We start from the raw sequence: 18,012 nt of genomic DNA, 5'->3' as shown, positions 1-18,012 counted from the left end.
ATGAGAAATTTAAAATCGTCGGTCGCCGATTATGTGGTGCGCCTGTGCAAACGCTTCGCGGTGATTGCGATTATGCTCTTTCAGCAAGGGTTTGAGGCGTGAAGTGAGTACGGCCGAATCTTCGAATAAAATATTCCAATCACTGTCGAGAACTTCCGAAAACTTTATCTGTACGGTGTCCATATGGGTTTCGAATTCGATGCAGACACGCACATTCCCTATCATATCGTCGAAGTCGCTGACTTCATTCACACTTGCATCGTTCAAATGGCAAACAATGCGTTTCAGGATATTTTCCATTTGCTGTTCGTCGCAATAGCAGTCAATTTTTAATGCCCCCATGTTTAGTGTATTTTATATATTGATAATTTAATTTTTCAGAGTTTGCTCCGTACCCTATAGATAATTGATTTTAATTTTGATGAAAGGTTTATTGCCTTTGTTAAATATTTATATTACTTATTAGTTCAAAATTACACTAAATTTATGAATAAATAAAATATTAAACCATAATAGTTTATTTTTGAATTATATTTAGATTGAATATAAATAAGGATTATACATAATATACTGGTTCCATGAGTATTTTGTCTTAATTTTTATATAGGTAATAAAAATTTTTTCGAATTATTATTGTTAAAGTGAATGGTTCAATATTAGATTATTGAGTTTAAGCAATTTTTTTTATTAATAAAATGAACGTTTGTAATTTTCCATTGTAGAAATATAAAAAAATAGTAGAAAACTAAAATTTTAACATTCAAATTTCCCAATGTGTAAAAAAAACATTATCTTCACGTAACAACTATGAAATTCAGTCTGATACACAAAAACTATGCGAAAACACATGTTTAACTACACTCATATATTAAAGAGAGACAATTATGAGAAATTTCACAACTATACTGGCAATTTTATTATTTACCGCCTGCACAGGACGCCAAAACACCATGCAAGATAACTATGCCGCAGCTATAGACAGCCGTCAGCTGGCCGACACTATCATTAACGGAAACCGCATCATACTACAGGTAGACTATGACCAAGTACTGCAAAAGTGCCGCCTCTTTGTCAATCACAACGACTTGGAAAGTGTGATCACCCTCGACGAATACTGGAATATGGAATTCGGCAATTCATTATATTATATAGGCAGCGACGGAAAGCTTTCTGCTACATGGCTGGCCGCAACGAAATCCGCCATTATCATCGCCTTGCCGTATTATCCTATGCTGGGATTGTATGCTTATCGGGTGAAAGATAATGCTATACATTTTGTCGCGCGTATGGAGGGTAGCAGCGCCCTGTTTAGCGACTGTGCATTCGGCGCACGCTACGATTCGGATGAGATTGTGGTTTTCAACCAGCCGTCGTCACGATCGGAGTATGGAGCGAGCGTATATGTTATATCTGCGGATAGTTGTTATTCGAAATTTGTTGGTCATAAAATGAAAAATGATTATATTGCGGACTATAAAGATGCAGAAGCCGGCCCAAAGATAAAAGCGATACTTTCTGCCGACAATACTTTGAAACACTAGTGTATCTTAAAATATACCGGAAACCAGAAGCGGAAAAACATGAAAAAACTTATATTTACCGCAGCTTTGCTATGCTCTATTGCCCTGATGCAGTCCTGTATTTCTCACAAAAAATATGTTTTTGGAGAGTTAGGCTCGTTGCAGTCGCTCAACGGCACATATGTGAATAAAGAAAATTACATTACACGCGCATTCAATATCCGCAACAATGAAATAGACCTTGTGAAGATCGAATTTGCAGGCGCCGATTCGCTGAATATGTATTGCCTGACCGATTCGGGATATGTGCATTATATCTCACGCAGGGGAAAAGTAGATTATAAAAAGAATTACTTCGAGCTGGTTTTCGAACGGTCGCGGAAGATATTTATCGTTATGAATAATGTATCGAACGATAAGGTAAGGCTAGGAAAAGATATGGACGGCAAATTGCTGGTTAACAAAATAGAAGATTCGTGGGGAAACTTTTTCATACTTCCCGGCGGCTATGACTACGATTTCGGCGAAAGCATAGACAGAGTAGAGGACAATATGCTGATACCTGTACGTGTAGACTACAAATGGGGATATACGGACAACAGGGATAATGTTGTCATAGAACCAAAATACGAATTTGTACGCCTATTCGACGGCGATGTGGCCTGCGTGCGCCTCGACGGTAAGTGGGGGCTGATAGACCGTAACGGAACCGAAATAGTGCCGCCGAAATATAAAAAGATAGCCCCTTTCAACGGTGCGTCGTCTACACGCGCATATCTAGGATTTAAGGAAGGCTTTATCAACCGCGAGGGTAAAGAGGTAGTGCCGGTGATATATGACAAAATCGGTTACCTCTATGAGGGCGACAGCATAGCTGTGAGCGAACTCGATGGCAAATACGGCATTGTGAGCCCTAACAGGGTGATCTTTCCTCCGATGTTCGACAAAGCCGATGCTTATATAAATACCGATTCGAAATACTTCCGCGAAATGAGGAAAAAGCTGTCGGGCTATCTGGGCGAAGTCGTTATAGGCGATAAATCGTATATGATTGATGAAGACGGTTACTTATACGAGTTCAAAAACGACCTGTGGAGCGGTTCGAAAATCAACTACGAATCGCGGCGCCACTGGACTGCGCAGCCCTTGCCTAAAGCTGATGCAAAAGAACAGCAAAGTGTGCACCAGCTTCTGTTGTCTCCGGCTGAATAAGTTTTAATAATTTAATAATGTGGACTCTCGCAAAGGCGCAGAGGCAACTTAGTTTGAAATAAAAACTCCGTGCGACTCCTTTTACTCCGTGTTTAAATAAATGCATTTCTTCGCGTCTCTGAGCCTTTGCGAGAAAATAATATTTATTTAATCTTCCAATAGCAAATCGTTAAGAAAATTGCTCAACGGCTGCATCAGTTTATACATATCCCTAATATAAGGAACAAGCGCGTCACTAAATAATTTATCCTCAGGAAGCGGCTTGTAAGCATAGAAATGTTTCAACTTGAGATATTCCGCTGCCGGATGATTTTTATCGAAACCGTTAGGTACACGCTGCAGAGCGTCTTCATCCCTGAACAGGTCGCCGATTTCTTTCTTGAAATGTTTTTCGCCGATTATCTCCTGAAAATGCTCGAAATCTTCATATATGCCTCTTCTCACTTTCTTCAGCTGGTCGGGCATAAGCATATAATGGCCGCAGGACACAAAACTCTCTTCAGGCGAAATATGCAGGTAATAACCCGATGTCTTATCCAATCCGTGGTGCCGCATCACTGCGCCGAAGTGCGTTTTATACGGTGACTTGTCAGGCGAAAAGCGTACATCCCTGTAGATGCGGAAAATACATTTTTTCGGTTGCAGCAAGCCTATCTCAGAATCGAAAGTAGCGATAGCCTGTATCACTTCGCCTACCAGTTTTTCAAAATCGGCACGGGCGCGGTCGTACCACTTTTTATTTTCGAGGAACCATTCACGGTAGTTGTTTTCGCTGAGTGCACTGAGAAAATCGAGTGTATCCTGTTTTATCATAATGAGGGGTTTATTTTTATATATTATTTATTTTGATTCTTTTTCTGCGTATCTGCTGCCAGCTTATTGTAAAAGTCGACAATTTGAGGTATAAAGCTTTCCAGTGTAGGATATATATCCCTGTTTTGGTCATACTCATCGAGTTTCTTCACCAGATCTTCCATCCAGAAGTAACCGGCTTTGACCTCTTCGCCGATAAGATCCAAACCGAAAATAGCAATCATCTTTGACAATTCGGGTGACTTCTTAAAATAATTGATAACGCATGCCCTCACTATGGCTTCGCCCTGCACATCGCGCCAGCTGCTGTAGCCCTGCGCTTTTATTTTTTCCTCGATCAAAGGAAAGATAATCTCTCCGGATTTCTCAAATTCCTTATAAACTTCATCGTTGTCATAAATCAGCGGATTGCAGAACGAATGTGAAAATTCGTGTACACTGAGGAATATCGGTTTTATCACAGGGAAGAAACAAGGATTGCCGTCGCTGTCGATATCATGGCAGCCGAGTACGGCATACAGCGTTTCCGTTTTATCGTTGTGTATTACTTTCAACCCATAATTCTGAGGGCCGTTCACCATGCTTATTACTACGTTGAAAGTACCGTCTTTGATAGCAACTCCGTAGAAATCGGTGAACCATGAGAGATTCATGTAATTTTGCAGAATCTGTCTCATGGATTCCTCGGCGGGAGTGTAAATATATTTACAGCTATTGAAAAAGTCGCTGAAGTTGGTGTCTTTATAAAAGCCGTTTAGTTTTCCGACAAAAGCTTCCAGTTGCCCGTTCCACCTTTTATTATCTGTCTTTTTCAGATAAATATCGATTTCGTTATTAAGGACGAAGCGGCCATTTTCTTTATTGAGATGAATTGCCAATACCATCAGGTCGCCGTAACCTATGCCGTTATTCCTGCATTCTTTTGCAATACGCAGGGCATCATGATCTTTGAATGCGGAAAAATGCGAATCGATCAGCTCGTCGTATTTTTTTATCAATCCTGTGGAATTGTCCCGTTTGGCATATTCGGGCGAGCCTATTAGCCGCCATATGATACTCAGTATTTCGGCGCTTTCTTCCACTTGCGATTTAATATTATTCTGGGCACATATGTTATTTACCGATAGGGCAAATAATAGGAGAGAGAGTAGGATTCTTGTCTTCATTTTTATAGTTTAGATTTTTGGGAAGTATTTATTGATAAGACTTGCCGCATCTTCCAGCCACGTTTTGCGTTCTTCGTCGGTGCTGTCTGCAACCACCCTGTACATACGCCTTTCGTAAGTATGTATGCCGCAAAATCCGAATATACATTCTTTCCATATATTTTCGAGCGGGTCGCCGAAGACAGAATCTTCTCTTTCCTGCGGCGTGTTCGATGTATTGAATACGATGCCTGCCTGCACATTCAGCAAGCCTACAGGCAGACCGCCGCCGTTGTCGCCTTCGGGGAAATCGTAAGCGATACCTTGCCGCAAAACTCTGTCTACCCAGCCTTTCAGAATGGCAGGCGGTTGTCCCCACCAGTTGGGGTGAACGATGACAAGTCCTTCGGCTTCTCTTATTTCACGGGTATGTTTTATCACCAGTTCGTCGCGCGAGTTGTCCGAAATCAGTTCGTCGGGTGTAATCAGCGGATTGAAACCTTCGGCATAAAGGTCGTGGAAATATACGGTGTGATTATTTTCTTTTAATCTCTGTGCCACTGTTGCGGCAATGGCATTATTTAGACTTTTATTATAAGGATGCGCCAGTATGACCGATACTTTCATATATGTATTTGCTTGTATGATTAGTTGTGAAACAAGGATGCAAGATACTCATTTTTTGTTAAAATGATTAGGCGGGAAGATATAAATAAGGATTTCGTTAAACTAAGATAAAATTAGTTTTATTTTGTTAGCAGCCCCGAGAAATCGGCCTCTTGTCCTTTACTGTAAAAGCATTTTAAATACATTTATACGCAGAACTCTAAAGAGCATTCATATGAAAACTATCAGACATAAAATACTGCTTACGTCATTCCTTTTACTGTTTGTTGCAGGTACTGCCTTTTCGCAGAAGAAAGACGAAAACAAGATGTATTGGAGCGACAGGCAAAAACTGATTGTCGACGATTTCGGCATCAAGACTGGCAGCATGGAAAGCGGAGCTACTTCGGCCGAGTTCGCTATCGACTACGATGTGAGCCGCTTCAATTTCCTGAGCAAAAACTTCAATAAGAATGTGCGCAACTACATGGTGAAATCGACTTCGCAGATAGATACGACCGGAAACGTGCAGCAATATCTCCTTTACCAGCAAACCCTTTTCGACCTGAGCGAAGTTTATGCCCGCGAACTGCGTAAAGCATTGAAAGAAAACCGTAAGCTATTGATATCGGGCACAAAGGTTGCCGACGAACTGAACTGGAAAGTAATGTCGGAATTCCTCGACCGCCGCAGCAAATATACGCAGGAAACCAACTCGGCAAGCGACCCAGTGAAGCAAAAAGAATGGGAAGACCAGATTGCATACGAATTGGGCGAGTTGAAAGATTATGCGTATGATAAGTAAGCTTTAATTTGCTCACGCTAAGTCGTTAAGACGCAAAAGATATCTGTTTTTTGCCCCCATTTTTTATTTTCTCATGTTATCCTTGAGAGAAATAATCTTTATATATAACAATCCGGCGTCTTTGCGAGAAAACCGTTTTTATATTCTGAATTGCCGATTGACACTATCTTATAAAAAACTCCGTGCTACTACTTTTACTCTGTGGTTAAATAAAAATCTTTCACTACAAATCTCATTCTTAACATTTTCCCACTAAACATTACCTCCCTTTCCGCTGTTCAATAATACAGATAGTCCAAAAAATTAAATCTGTAATTATGCGCATTTTTATTACAGGAGGTACTGGCCTTGTAGGTACCGCACTAATAAAGAACTTATACCGGCAGGGGCACGAAATCATGGTGCTGAGCCGAAATCCCGTTAAAGCTGAAAAGAAAACAGGTAATATGGCGAAGTTCTGCACATCGTTGCAGGCAATGAAATCCCTCGACGGGTATGACGCTGTTATCAACCTCGCCGGAGAGCCTATTATCGGTAAACGCTGGACGAAGAAACAAAAAGAACGCCTGTGCAACAGCCGTTGGGAGATTACCCGCCGACTTACCGACCTGATAAAAGCCAGCGAGGTTCCGCCCAAAGTATTCATTTCGGGTTCGGCAGTAGGATATTACGGAGATCAGGGCGACAATATACTTACAGAATCTTCTACACCTCACGATGAATTTACTCACCGCCTGTGCCGGAAATGGGAAGACCTTGCTCTGGCTGCTCAAAGCGAAGATACCCGCGTATGCATATCGCGTACGGGAATCGTGCTTGACCGTTACGGAGGCATGCTTCCGCTGCTGGCTCTGCCGTTCAGGTGGGGATTGGGAAGTGTTCTGGGTAAGGGATGCCAGTATATTTCGTGGATACATCTGCAAGATATGGTAAATGCGCTGACTTACCTGCTGGAAATGCCCGAAGCGCAGGGCGTATTTAACCTTTCGGCACCTAATCCCGTTACTAATAAACGTTTCTCTAATATACTGTCTACTACGCTATATCGTCCGCGACTGCTGCGTGTACCTGCGTTTTTAGTAAAAGCAGTAATGGGCGAAGCTGCTACAATGGTTGTAGACGGGCAACGGGTAATGCCGCAACATCTGCTCGATCTACACTACAGGTTTGCATACGAGAGGCTCGATGATGCATTGGAAAATCTGCTGAAAGGGGGGACGAAAGGTACTAAAGAAATTGCCGGATAAAATTTAAACAGCTACTTCATATTTTTCTTCTTTAAGATATTACTTTTGTAGAGAATAAAAACTACAAAAAGATGATATACAGTTTTGCAAACGACTATGCCGAAGGCTGCCACCCGTCTATACTAAGAGCATTAGCCGAAACTAACCTCATACAGCAGGCCGGATATGGCGACGATGCATATACTAAAAATGCCGAAAAGATAATCAGGGAACTGACCAATAGCGATGCCGACGTACATATGATAGCCGGAGGAACATTGGCAAATCTTACCGTTATCGGGTCGGTACTGCGTCCGTTCGAGTCGGTGGTGGCTGCATCTACAGGGCATATCTATGTGAACGAAACCGGGGCTATTGAGGCAACCGGACACAAAGTGGAAGCCGCTCCCTCTGCCGACGGTAAGTTGCGCCCTGCCGATATAAAGCCCTTTCTGAATAAAGTACGCGGACATCATGTGGTGCGCACAAGGATGGTTTACATTTCCAATTCTACCGAACTGGGCACGGTATATACAAAGCAGGAACTGACCGACCTTTATACTTTCTGTAAAGAAAACGATCTGATCTTATTTATGGACGGCGCACGCCTGCCTATGGCGCTTACCGCCCCATCGAACGATCTCACGCTGGCGGATATAGCAGCCCTGACCGATGTATTTTATATCGGAGGAACAAAATGCGGTGCACTGCTAGGTGAGGCTGTAGTTATCACCAACCCCGGACTGAAAAGAGACTTCAAATATCATCTGAAACAACGTGGCGCCCTCACTGCCAAAGGGCGTGCCATGGGAATACAGTTCGACCAATTGCTGCGCAACAATCTTATTTTCGACCTTGCCGGTCATGCCAACCGTATGGCAGCTAAAATGGCTAATGCTTTTGCAGCAAAGGGATATGCCTTGTCGATAGATTCGGATACTAATCAGATTTTCCCTGTATTATCCAATTCAATCATTCCTCAGATGCAGGAAGATTACGGATGCCTTGTATGGAGTATTGCAGATGAAGACCATAGCGTGATGCGGTTCATTACATCGTGGGCTACACCGGAAGATGTGGTGGACGAATTTGTAAAGAAATTATCGGGAGAATAACCGCAATACTTATAATTTTTTTACTCGCTAAGGCGTGAAGACGCAAGTAAAGTGCTTTTAGTTTTCAAAAAAAACAGCGACTTTGCTTCTTTGCGAGAGGACGAGTATATATAAAAAAGAAAAGTCCGCGACATCACATCGCTGACTTTCCCAAACCTTAACACAAACTTTACAAAACTACACATAGTATAAACTTCTATCAGGTTAATAAAGTTCTTACTGACAGGTAGTTTAACACTGTTAATCTTTCTAAAGTCTATATGATATCGTTCAAGTCGCCTGAAATGGCTTTTTTACTTTGGATCAGACGTTCATTCAGTTGCTCGGTAAGCTCGGTTTTACTTGCAGTGCGGAGTAGTCCGTTTATTGTCGCCAATATGACAGGCGGTTCATCATTGCTTTCTATTACAACCTTTGTTCCCGGAAGTAGTGTTCTTTCAATGTATACCTTTCCTATATTGCTGTATTTTATATAGTTCTGATGTATCTGCATCCGCCCGTTCATTTCGGAAAAGAACAGCCCGTCGTCTGCCAGACGTGCTACTTCCCTTTTATTAAACAGGTTGGCATACGACCTTAATACGAACAAGCAAGTAATAGCTATAAAGAGTAGAGAGGTGAGTATAAGCCCGACGATAGTGCCGGAAATTTCTTCGTCCTGCTTTTTATCTATTATCTCCATGATGCTGTTTTTGATAAAAAGAACAGAAGAAACAAAGAGTGCAATGGCTATAATGAGAAAGATAATACCGATAATGTAGTTATACCTCTTGTGAGAATAAAATACAATATCGGTATTTTTCTTTTCTATTGCCATATTCTTTTATGAACTCCAAATATAAGGCAAATGTTTTATTTTCGTGCTATAATAATGCTTATTCTGTTATTTTGTAAAACAATATTTCTTCTTTTACATTTGCTCCGGCAACTTTTACTTCTGCCATTTCCCTGATAAGGTTGCGCTGGTTATTGAAGAACGAAATCTGTTCCATTTCGTTGCATTGCGTAATAAGGGTGGTGTACCTGATCAGTGAATCGATCCATTCCTTTTTGCGGGCACAGAACTTCGGGTTATAGCATGTAGCGGCTTCGGCCGACGGGGAGTAGAACTGTATTGCCGTTTTGTCGCCATATTCGGTGTACACATAGCTTGGCTCTACATCTATCGAAGACAGGTATAGCTTAATATCGGCCCCGACCGTATTTGTTGCTTTCTTTGCCAAGGCCTCCATCAGATCTACGATTTCCATTAGCGCATCGCGCAGCTTTGCCAAACCTTCACCATTGATCAATCCCCTGCGCTTGAAATAATCGATTTCCTTCAGCATGTAGGTGAACACATTCTCGTCCATTATCATAGTCATATCGCCCCTCATGCTGTCGCTCACTTTCATGTATCTCTGCACACACTCTTCGATTTTTTTCGGCACTTGCAGGCTGCTGAAATCTTCATCCATAGTACCGTTCTTTAAATGGAAGCAGAATTTGTAATAATAGAATTTTGCAAGCTCCGGATACCGGAGAGTAAAGCCGAACGGGAGCCTGTTCAGTACCGAGAGCATCTTAAAGTTTGCATTTTTACCGAACTTTTCCATTAAATCTATATTATCCTGAATAATTTCCAGATAGATATCGTCCGGTTCGGTTGCATTATACATTTTAAGCACAAAATAGGCTATATCGTTATTTTTCATACCGATAAGCTTGTCGACCGACAAATCCAGATCAAGCGCCACTGTACAGACTTCTTCGAAAGTGAAGGGAACTTCGCTCCGCAAACGGCGGTATGCAGATTCCCTGCTGAGATCGAGTATGTCCATTAAATAGTGTGCAAGTTCTTTAGTTTGAGGAAAATAAGAATTAAGTATAGTTACTATCTTCTTATTAAAATCATTTTTCATAAATCCAATTGTCTTTCCTTTCAGGCATTATTACAACTTAGTTCTTCGTGTTTACAAATTTACAAAATTATTCCCATATAATAAACTATTATTACACTTAAATGTTAACTGACGGTCGTGTGTCAAAAATTGTTATTTATATTTCATTTTGCAAGCCTAATGTGTGTAATCGATACATATTGTCATACGTGGCTTAGGCCTTTAGATACAAAAAAGCCTTCCGGAAATACCGGAAGGCCATTACAATTTATTGCTTAAACTTACTTTAATCCTACTTTGATTACCTGTAGTCTTTCAGTATTTCCTGCAACCTCTTACGTGCGAAGAAGATGCGGCTCTTTACTGTTCCCAACGGCAGGCCTAAAGTTTTGGCAATCTCTTCATACTTGTATCCTGTGAAATACATCGTAAACGGAGTTCTGTACTCGTCGGCGAAGTTATTTAACACATTCATTATTTCCGAATATGTATAAGCACCCTCAGGAGTATCGAAACCCGAATCCTGCGGCATATTCAGCTGATAGAGATTGTCGGAATGGTCAATGACCGTCTGCGTGCGCATCACGCGTCGATAATTGTTTACAAACAAGTTATGCATGATTGTGAATACCCAGCCCTTAAAGTTAACATTGTCGTAATATTTGTCAATGTTACTCAAGGCTTTCAGTGTAGTTTCTTGAGTAAGGTCCTTAGCTTCGTCTCGATTTGTTGTAAGGGTCAACGCATAATTTAACATATTACCTTGCATCAATACCAAGTCGCGTTCTAGTGTTTGTTTGCTAGTCTTCATTACTCTTCAATTTAATAGTTATCTTCCAAATTTTATCTAGTCTTACCACTGCAAAGATATAATAATTTTTTAAATAATTGCATATGCAACTAAAATTATTTCACAATTGTTAATGGGGGGAATTTGTTATGTGGTTGTCTATCAATATTGTGCAAATATAAATAAAATGATTAACATTTGAAATATGTTATAAAGCATTATTTATTATTTAACACACGTTATACTTGTCCTTAAAATAAATATATTTTAATTTTTACTCAAGTATTATAAACAACCTGACCTCTATTTTTGTTCTATATAACAGAAAAAAATATCGCACAAATTACCGGTATTAATAGTAACTTTGATTGTTTAACAAAAAGAAAATATAAGCAGTGAACTGTTTGTCAAAGAATATTAGAATATACACAGCCCTGTTGATTACGCTCCTCGTGCTGTTGCCCGATTCATCCAATGCCCAGAAAAAAGGACCGGATACGGATACTATTCCGTTGTATTCGGGCAGTACAATCCGAAAATCCATATATTCGCAGCAGATGAAAAAGCGAAGCCGCGGATACGATTATTTCTGGGGTAAGCACTACCGCGAACTATATACAATACCTATCACCGTAAGTTCGTCCACTATCAATTCGCTATACGACGTACTGGAGGAGACAGGCAAGGCAGATGAATTTCACGGATTATATATGACGGACAAGAACGGCCGCAATTTCCTTGTAAAGCCGCTGGGCGGTTCGTCGAGCTTCATACAGTCCGAGTTTTTTCAGGAAATGTATAATCAGGCAGACTTTAAGGATACATATCTGGATGAGTTTATAGGTGACGCCTATACCATTGTAAACCCTTATACATTCATTGCTTCGGACTATCTGGCAAGGATGGCGGGGCTCAACTGGAACGACCCGCATATATATTATATAGCGCAAAATGCGACACAGGATACCATAGCAAACGGTATTAAACTGGAAGACAAGCTGGTGAGTATCACTCATATTCCCGACCTCAATGACCAAAAGAATATCCTGAGCACCGAAGATATGCTCAAGCGTTTGCAGGACGATAAATCATCGTCGGTAAATCAGGAAATATACATTCGCGAACGCATATTCGATATGCTGATAGGCGACTGGAACAAAACGCCCGAAAACTGGAACTGGCGGATGCAGACAGCTGAAGGCCGCACGCAATATTATCCTATCGTGCTCGACCGAAGCCACGCCTTTATGAAAGTGGACGGAAAACTGACGGGACAGATGCTGAGCGTGCTTTCGCTCGGGTTTATTACCGACTATAAGGACAAAATAAAGAATGTAAAGAAATTCAACAAACTGGGTTTCACGCTCGATGTAGCCCTCACTGCACGAAGCACACAAAGCGACTGGATCACACAGGCGCGTTATCTGAAAACAACGCTGACCGACCAAGTGATAGACGACGCTTTTGCCCGCCTGCCGAAAGAAATACAGAGCGAAGAAACTGATGAAGTGAAAAGGAAGCTGAAAGTAAGACGCGATAATCTGGAAGGAACAGCTCTGCGTTATTACGAAGAATTGCAGTTCAATCCTGTGATACCGGGTAGTGACAGTGACGACCGCTTTGTTATCGATAAATATCACCGCGACAGCATTCGTCTCGATATTTACGACAAGCGTAGCGACAGCCTTGTATTCACCCATAATTATACAAAAAAGAATACAAAAGAAATATGGCTCTATGGTATGGAGGGCAACGACAGCTTCGTATCGCAGGGGCAGGAGCATAATAAGATTCCTGTGTATATACTATCTAGTAAAGGCGATAACGACTATAATATAGCCTCGCACAGCAAGGCGAAGGTATTCGGATACCCGTCGCAAAAGAATGTGCTGGATACCGTCAACAATGCAAGGGTAATAGTGACCGACAACGATAAAATAATGGAATACGATTATACGAAAACGAAATACAGCAGTATCTCATTCAGTCCGTGGGGAGTATACGACAGTGACTGGGGGCTGAGCCTCGGCAGTTTTGTCACCTATACACAGTACGGATTGAAGCGTTCGCCTTTCTCTTATCAGCACCGCTTCGGCTTCAACTATCTGAAAGGATTTATGTACAAAGGGATATTCCCGATGTATGATGAGCGAAAAAGCTTTTATATAGATGCTTTTGTGGGTTCACCTAATAACTTTTCCAACTTCTTCGGTTTCGGTAACAATACCGACGGGTTCAAGGACGAAAAGAAGTCGTATAACCGTGTGAAAGTGAACCAATACTCCGTTTCTCCATCTTTCCACTACAGTTTCAAACCCGACCAGCAGATAATAGGGGCGGCAGGGCTCGAAATATTCAAGATAAGGGAAACCGACCACAGATATCTAAATGAATATTACGCCGGAAACGATTCTATTTTCGATACCCGATATTTCCTCGATCTGAATCTGACCTACGATGTAAATAAGAAATTGTCCGATTTTATTCCTGTATTTACCACTACGTTGACTGCCGGATATAAAATGAATCTCGGCCAGTCGAAACGGAATTACCCTTATGCGCAGGCAAAAGTATCGTTCAATTTCAAGTTCACCGACCGCATCACGCTTGCCACACAGATGAACGGAAAGGCTATATTCAATGACAAATATGAGTTTTACCAGTCGGCATCTACCGAACTGCGAGGCTACCGCGAAAGCCGTTTCATAGGCCGTCAGTCGTACTATCAGATATCCGACCTGCGTTTCGATATGGGTAAGATAAAGAATCCTTTCAGCCCGCTGAAATACGGCCTGTTTGCCGGATTCGACTTCGGGCGGGTGTGGTATCCTTACGAGTCGTCGAAGAAATGGCATGTGTCTTACGGGGGCGGAGCATGGGTAACTATAATAAACAAGATTACGACCAAATATTCATGGTTCGGTTCGGGCGACGATTTCCGGTTTATGTTCGGTCTGGGCATGGGATTTTAAGAAACTTTCGATGAACTAAAAATATATTACTATGAAAACACTGGGCGCAAAAGGTCTTAAGAACCTCAAGATGCTACATCTTTTCCTTGCCATTATGTGGATAGGAGGGGCAATGGCGATGACGATACTGGCTTTCACAGGCAAGCCGAAGACGGGTGACGAACTGTATATGTTTTCGCGTATACTGCAGATTATCGACGATTACCTGATCATTCCCGGAGCTATGGGCAATATTCTGATAGGCGTTGTTTACGGCGTATGGACAAAATGGGGCTTTTTTAAGCAAAACTGGCTCACTGTGAAGTGGATAATTACTATTGTGCAGGTACTTTTCGGCACTTTCGTTCTTGGCCCATGGATAAACGGCAATGTGGAACTTGCGCAAACACTGGGACAAGAAGTGATATCGAGCGCCGACTATTTCCACAATCTGAAAATGACGCAGACATGGGGAACAGTGCAGACAATTATCCTGTTCAGCTTTATTGTTATTTCGGTATTGAAGCCATGGAAGAAGAAGGCATAATATTCTTTCTTTTTGTCCGTTATCATATTTGTGAAGCCTAAAGAACACATTAATATTTTATTATTATGAAAAAGACGACTTTATTCTGCCTGCTTTTCCCCGTATTATTTGTTTTCATATATTCGTCCTGCAGCGACGACGATAATGAAATAAGATTCTATCAAACGATTGACGGCGGCGAGATCAGCGATACTAAATTCAACGTTCACATCGGTACATATTACTTACGTCTGGTAGGTGGTAAAGGTAATTACAGTGCTAAAAGCAGCGATCAGGAAATACTTGTGGTCGATGCTGAAGAATTACAGAATAACTATCTGAAATTCGATACCAAGAAAGAGGGTACAGCCAATATTGTTGTAACGGATAGCGAGGGCAACTCAGCCACAGTATACATTACTGTGAGCAAACTATATCAGGTACTTGCAGTAAAAGAAATATTATCAGCTGTTGATGTAGAGGATGCCGAACTGAAAAAGCAACTTGAAGAGGAAATTATCAGAACATCCCCGGTAAAACCCAAAGCGGAATATCTGATGATGTATGATAATCCTTATGAAGGTAAGCTTGTATTTATGGCCGATGAAGAAGGCAAGGAGAAATACGAGGGTACATTTTCTTTACCAAAAGGTGAAGACAAAATGTTCAGATTCAATTACAATAATAAGGTACATGAATATTATTTACCGAGCATCGCTTCTGCGTCTGAAAAGTCGACACCGCCCCCGCCTCCCGGTTTTTATCTTATGGAAGATTTAACGAAAGAGAATAAAGAAAAATATCCTGATAAGGGAATCAAGCGGGCAACCAGAATGCAGCGTGTACAGTTTGAGACTGTTTATTACTAAATAGAGATTCTATTATAAAAATAAAGGGAGAACAAAAATTCTCCCTTTATTTTTTATCCTTACCGCTTCTACTTTTTCTTCCTCACATCCTTTCCCTCAAACTCACAAATAGCTTTTACCCATTCCTCCTTTATCGGAATGGTCTTTTGCAATTCCAGACTGTAAGTTACCATGGTAGAATTGCAGCTGCATTTCACCTCGTTTGTCTTGGTGTCTATCACACGCTGGGCAAGGTCGAAGCTTTTAGTTCCGATTCCCGTTACGGCAGTTTGCACGGCTATATTGTCGAGGTCGTGTATCTGTGAATGGAAAATAACCTCGAGACGGGCAACCACTATCGCATCCTTTTCCCAATTAACATCGGGGCAAACCGAAGCGATATACTTTGTCTTACCCGTATCATAAAAGTTCAGATAGACCGCATTGTTGACATGCCCGAATTTATCAACATCATTAAAGCGTATTTGCAACGGCAAAGTATGCCTGAATGTTATCTCTTCCATACTCTCATCATTGATTTTAAACCCGATGCAAATGTATAATATTTAAAAATAATTTTCGGGTATTAGAATAATTTTTTTCTTGCCTGTACTTTCTATCCTTGAACAGATAATGTTAATTTTTGAACAGTCGTTTTCCTTTCCGTTAATGATTAATTTCTATCTTCACATGCTGAAAATAAATACCCTGAATAAAAAATACATTAAACGAATCAAGAATTATGTACAGACTAATCCTTATCTTTCTTTTCGTATCGGCATCGCTGGCTGCGCAGAACGTAGAACAAACATACCGTAATCCTGTTATTGCAGGCGATATGCCCGACCCATCTCTTATACGTGTGGGCGACGATTATTATGCAGTGGGAACGACTTCCGAATTTGTACCCAGCTATCCGCTTTACCATAGTAAAGACCTTATCAACTGGGAACGCATCGGCGGCGTATTTACCGATCCGCCGGCATGGATAAAAGGCGACTGCTGGGCGCCCGAACTCTATTACAACAACGGTACTTTCTTTGTCTATTACACTGCACGCAAGAAAAGCGACAATATTTCGTGCATTGGCGTAGCCAGTACTAAAGACATCCGGAAAGGATTTACCGACCACGGGCCGCTCATCGAATGGGGAAACGAAGCTATCGACGCATACATATTCAAGGATGACGACAGCAAACTGTATATTACATGGAAAGCATACGGGCTGGACAAGCGCCCGATCGAAATATTAGCATCTGAACTGTCTGCCGACGGCCTTTCGCTCGTGGGTGAGCACTTCACCCTCACCGACCACACCAAAGGCTGGATAGGACGCGGCGACGAGGGTCAGGTCATTATCAAGCGCAACGGCTATTACTACCATTTCTACTCCATTGGCGGATGCTGCGACAACCGTTGCGACTATCGCGTGCATCTAGCCCGTGCAAAGAGCCTGCGTGGCGAATGGGAACAATACGAGCCAAATGCCCTGCTAGAGGGAGGCAGCGCATGGAGATGCTCGGGGCATGGTACGCTGGTACAGACCCCCGACGACCGTTACTTCTACCTCTATCATGCGTACAATGCTAACGATTTCGAATATGTGGGACGTCAGGTATTACTCGACGAACTGATGTGGAACGATGCCACAGGCTGGCCGTATTTCAGGCATGGTACGAACCCGACTACGCAGGCGCCTGTTCCGTTTAAAGGTACGGTGCAGAAAAGGAATATAGATTTTGCAGACGATTTCACTTCGGCAGATAAAGACAAATTCTGGCAATGGGATATGTATTCTACAAAACCACTGCTGACAAAAGCAAATGGTAATCTGACTGTTACCAATACAAAAGAAGGCTATACTTTCCGCGGTATCAATTCGCAGACGGGTAATTATAATATGTCGGTGAAGGTATCGGCAAAAGGCTCCAATTTTAAAGGCCTGACCGTATATGCCGGCATGGAAAAACTGTATGCATGGGGCGTATCGGGTAACGAGGTAAAACTGTTCAGACTTGACGACGGAAAGAAAACCGAACTGTTCTCTACTACCGCGGGAAATGCTACGGATATATACCTGCGTGTTGAGGCTATCAATGCCCGTCTGTACCGTTTCTACTGGTCAACCGACAACAGCGAGTGGCACATATTTCCGCAAAACGGACAGCATGTGGATATCAGCGGCCTGCCAAAGTGGGGACGTGGTTTGCGCATCGGTTTGCTCGTAGAGAATAATGGAGCAGATAAGAATGGAGTGTTTTCGAATTTTGAGGTAAAGAATAAGTATTGAAGTTAATATTTTGTTTTCATCAGAGCCTCATCTTGTGTAAAATAATCAATCTTGAATTATTGGCTGACGCGCCCTCCCGGGCTTGTCCATCCTTTTGGCATTGCCCAAAAGGATGCAAAAGGCTAGTGCTCCGTTCCCCGGCGACCTGTCAACATCTTGCCGGCTGAAAGTGACACACGGGCTATCGCCCCGTCCCTTTCTTCGCCGTCTTCACCGGACAGGTGCCCGCCTAGGGAACTAATGCACGGAGGGCTGACGCGCTAGTGGAGCAACCCCTTTTGTAAG

At 42.0% G+C, this 18,012-nt stretch carries 18 protein-coding genes; 10 read left to right on the top strand and 8 right to left on the bottom strand.

The features are described 5' to 3' along the window. Window positions 1-9 precede the first annotated feature (9 nt). Window positions 10-342, bottom strand: coding sequence for a hypothetical protein (locus K348_RS0101425; protein WP_029902210.1), 333 nt, complete (start codon window positions 340-342; stop codon window positions 10-12). 542 nt (window positions 343-884) lie between these two features. On the opposite strand from K348_RS0101425, the gene K348_RS0101420 reads away from it, so the two are divergent. Together K348_RS0101420 and K348_RS0101415 are read left to right on the top strand one after the other, a co-directional pair. Beyond that, on the top strand, window positions 885-1,541 hold the full coding sequence (locus K348_RS0101420) for a hypothetical protein (protein ID WP_156032695.1): 657 nt from the start codon (window positions 885-887) through the stop codon (window positions 1,539-1,541). Between the two features lie 39 nt (window positions 1,542-1,580). Next, complete coding sequence (locus K348_RS0101415) at window positions 1,581-2,732, top strand: WG repeat-containing protein (RefSeq protein ID WP_029902206.1); 1,152 nt, start codon at window positions 1,581-1,583, stop codon at window positions 2,730-2,732. A gap of 147 nt (window positions 2,733-2,879) precedes the next feature. On the opposite strand, the gene K348_RS0101410 is transcribed toward K348_RS0101415, so the two are convergent. From K348_RS0101410 to K348_RS0101400, 3 genes are read right to left on the bottom strand one after another with little or no spacing between them, the layout of a single operon-like run. Further along, window positions 2,880-3,545 carry a DUF2461 domain-containing protein gene (locus tag K348_RS0101410; protein ID WP_029902205.1) on the bottom strand — a complete coding sequence of 222 codons (666 nt, stop codon included), beginning with the start codon at window positions 3,543-3,545 and terminating at the stop codon, window positions 2,880-2,882. Window positions 3,546-3,568: 23 nt separating this feature from the next. Further along, on the bottom strand, window positions 3,569-4,711 hold the full coding sequence (locus K348_RS0101405; protein WP_029902202.1) for a DUF4932 domain-containing protein: 1,143 nt from the start codon (window positions 4,709-4,711) through the stop codon (window positions 3,569-3,571). Window positions 4,712-4,720: 9 nt separating this feature from the next. Then, window positions 4,721-5,317, bottom strand: a complete 597-nt coding sequence (locus K348_RS0101400; RefSeq protein ID WP_029902201.1) for an NAD(P)H-dependent oxidoreductase — start codon at window positions 5,315-5,317, stop codon at window positions 4,721-4,723. Between the two features lie 214 nt (window positions 5,318-5,531). Here K348_RS0101400 and K348_RS0101395 point away from each other — a divergent pair, with 214 nt between their 5' ends. From K348_RS0101395 to K348_RS0101385, 3 genes are all read left to right on the top strand, one after another. Further along, the gene (locus tag K348_RS0101395; protein ID WP_029902199.1) at window positions 5,532-6,101 is read left to right on the top strand and encodes a hypothetical protein; all 570 of its coding nucleotides are present in this window, start codon (window positions 5,532-5,534) and stop codon (window positions 6,099-6,101) included. A 317-nt stretch (window positions 6,102-6,418) separates the two neighbouring features. Beyond that, on the top strand, window positions 6,419-7,348 hold the full coding sequence (locus tag K348_RS0101390; RefSeq protein ID WP_029902197.1) for a TIGR01777 family oxidoreductase: 930 nt from the start codon (window positions 6,419-6,421) through the stop codon (window positions 7,346-7,348). A gap of 71 nt (window positions 7,349-7,419) precedes the next feature. Continuing rightward, entirely contained in the window at window positions 7,420-8,442 is a 1,023-nt protein-coding gene (locus K348_RS0101385; protein WP_029902195.1) for a low specificity L-threonine aldolase, read from the top strand. Window positions 8,443-8,698: 256 nt separating this feature from the next. Here K348_RS0101385 and K348_RS0101380 read toward each other — a convergent pair whose 3' ends face one another. From K348_RS0101380 to K348_RS0101370, 3 genes are all read right to left on the bottom strand, one after another. Beyond that, a complete protein-coding gene (locus K348_RS0101380; RefSeq protein WP_029902192.1) occupies window positions 8,699-9,259 on the bottom strand; it encodes a hypothetical protein in 561 nt (186 codons plus the stop codon). 58 nt (window positions 9,260-9,317) lie between these two features. Next, complete coding sequence (locus tag K348_RS0101375) at window positions 9,318-10,343, bottom strand: helix-turn-helix domain-containing protein (protein WP_029902190.1); 1,026 nt, start codon at window positions 10,341-10,343, stop codon at window positions 9,318-9,320. A 280-nt stretch (window positions 10,344-10,623) separates the two neighbouring features. After that, complete coding sequence (locus K348_RS0101370; RefSeq protein WP_029902188.1) at window positions 10,624-11,133, bottom strand: RNA polymerase sigma factor; 510 nt, start codon at window positions 11,131-11,133, stop codon at window positions 10,624-10,626. A gap of 374 nt (window positions 11,134-11,507) precedes the next feature. Here K348_RS0101370 and K348_RS0101365 point away from each other — a divergent pair, with 374 nt between their 5' ends. The 3 genes from K348_RS0101365 to K348_RS0101355 all read left to right on the top strand — a co-directional run bounded on the left by K348_RS0101365 (window position 11,508) and on the right by K348_RS0101355 (window position 15,458). Next, window positions 11,508-14,084 (top strand): hypothetical protein, encoded by a 2,577-nt coding sequence (locus K348_RS0101365; RefSeq protein WP_029902187.1) that lies wholly within the window; start codon window positions 11,508-11,510, stop codon window positions 14,082-14,084. Window positions 14,085-14,115: 31 nt separating this feature from the next. Then, window positions 14,116-14,610 carry a DUF2269 family protein gene (locus tag K348_RS0101360; RefSeq protein ID WP_029902185.1) on the top strand — a complete coding sequence of 165 codons (495 nt, stop codon included), beginning with the start codon at window positions 14,116-14,118 and terminating at the stop codon, window positions 14,608-14,610. A 65-nt stretch (window positions 14,611-14,675) separates the two neighbouring features. Continuing rightward, window positions 14,676-15,458 (top strand): hypothetical protein, encoded by a 783-nt coding sequence (locus K348_RS0101355; RefSeq protein ID WP_029902183.1) that lies wholly within the window; start codon window positions 14,676-14,678, stop codon window positions 15,456-15,458. Window positions 15,459-15,526: 68 nt separating this feature from the next. On the opposite strand, the gene K348_RS0101350 is transcribed toward K348_RS0101355, so the two are convergent. Further along, window positions 15,527-15,961 (bottom strand): thioesterase family protein, encoded by a 435-nt coding sequence (locus K348_RS0101350; protein WP_029902182.1) that lies wholly within the window; start codon window positions 15,959-15,961, stop codon window positions 15,527-15,529. 218 nt (window positions 15,962-16,179) lie between these two features. Here K348_RS0101350 and K348_RS0101345 point away from each other — a divergent pair, with 218 nt between their 5' ends. Together K348_RS0101345 and K348_RS19485 are read left to right on the top strand one after the other, a co-directional pair. Then, window positions 16,180-17,727, top strand: coding sequence for a family 43 glycosylhydrolase (locus tag K348_RS0101345; protein ID WP_029902180.1), 1,548 nt, complete (start codon window positions 16,180-16,182; stop codon window positions 17,725-17,727). A gap of 112 nt (window positions 17,728-17,839) precedes the next feature. Then, on the top strand, window positions 17,840-17,968 hold the full coding sequence (locus K348_RS19485) for a hypothetical protein (RefSeq protein WP_255359395.1): 129 nt from the start codon (window positions 17,840-17,842) through the stop codon (window positions 17,966-17,968). The last annotated feature ends 44 nt before the right edge of the window (window positions 17,969-18,012 follow it).

The sequence above is a fragment of the Prevotella sp. 10(H) genome (assembly GCF_000711235.1).
Lineage (GTDB): Bacteria > Bacteroidota > Bacteroidia > Bacteroidales > Dysgonomonadaceae > Dysgonomonas.
This window is presented reverse-complemented; position numbering and strand designations above follow the sequence as displayed.

Bases quoted from the DNA above. Each gene is read 5' to 3' on its own strand.
- K348_RS0101425 (WP_029902210.1), bottom strand. From the start codon at position 342: ATGGGGGCATTAAAAATTGACTGCTATTGCGACGAACAGCAAATGGAA.
- K348_RS0101420 (WP_156032695.1), top strand. From the start codon at position 885: ATGAGAAATTTCACAACTATACTGGCAATTTTATTATTTACCGCCTGC.
- K348_RS0101415 (WP_029902206.1), top strand. From the start codon at position 1,581: ATGAAAAAACTTATATTTACCGCAGCTTTGCTATGCTCTATTGCCCTG.
- K348_RS0101410 (WP_029902205.1), bottom strand. From the start codon at position 3,545: ATGATAAAACAGGATACACTCGATTTTCTCAGTGCACTCAGCGAAAAC.
- K348_RS0101405 (WP_029902202.1), bottom strand. From the start codon at position 4,711: ATGAAGACAAGAATCCTACTCTCTCTCCTATTATTTGCCCTATCGGTA.
- K348_RS0101400 (WP_029902201.1), bottom strand. From the start codon at position 5,317: ATGAAAGTATCGGTCATACTGGCGCATCCTTATAATAAAAGTCTAAAT.
- K348_RS0101395 (WP_029902199.1), top strand. From the start codon at position 5,532: ATGAAAACTATCAGACATAAAATACTGCTTACGTCATTCCTTTTACTG.
- K348_RS0101390 (WP_029902197.1), top strand. From the start codon at position 6,419: ATGCGCATTTTTATTACAGGAGGTACTGGCCTTGTAGGTACCGCACTA.
- K348_RS0101385 (WP_029902195.1), top strand. From the start codon at position 7,420: ATGATATACAGTTTTGCAAACGACTATGCCGAAGGCTGCCACCCGTCT.
- K348_RS0101380 (WP_029902192.1), bottom strand. From the start codon at position 9,259: ATGGCAATAGAAAAGAAAAATACCGATATTGTATTTTATTCTCACAAG.
- K348_RS0101375 (WP_029902190.1), bottom strand. From the start codon at position 10,343: ATGAAAAATGATTTTAATAAGAAGATAGTAACTATACTTAATTCTTAT.
- K348_RS0101370 (WP_029902188.1), bottom strand. From the start codon at position 11,133: ATGAAGACTAGCAAACAAACACTAGAACGCGACTTGGTATTGATGCAA.
- K348_RS0101360 (WP_029902185.1), top strand. From the start codon at position 14,116: ATGAAAACACTGGGCGCAAAAGGTCTTAAGAACCTCAAGATGCTACAT.
- K348_RS0101355 (WP_029902183.1), top strand. From the start codon at position 14,676: ATGAAAAAGACGACTTTATTCTGCCTGCTTTTCCCCGTATTATTTGTT.
- K348_RS0101350 (WP_029902182.1), bottom strand. From the start codon at position 15,961: ATGGAAGAGATAACATTCAGGCATACTTTGCCGTTGCAAATACGCTTT.
- K348_RS0101345 (WP_029902180.1), top strand. From the start codon at position 16,180: ATGTACAGACTAATCCTTATCTTTCTTTTCGTATCGGCATCGCTGGCT.
- K348_RS19485 (WP_255359395.1), top strand. From the start codon at position 17,840: ATGCAAAAGGCTAGTGCTCCGTTCCCCGGCGACCTGTCAACATCTTGC.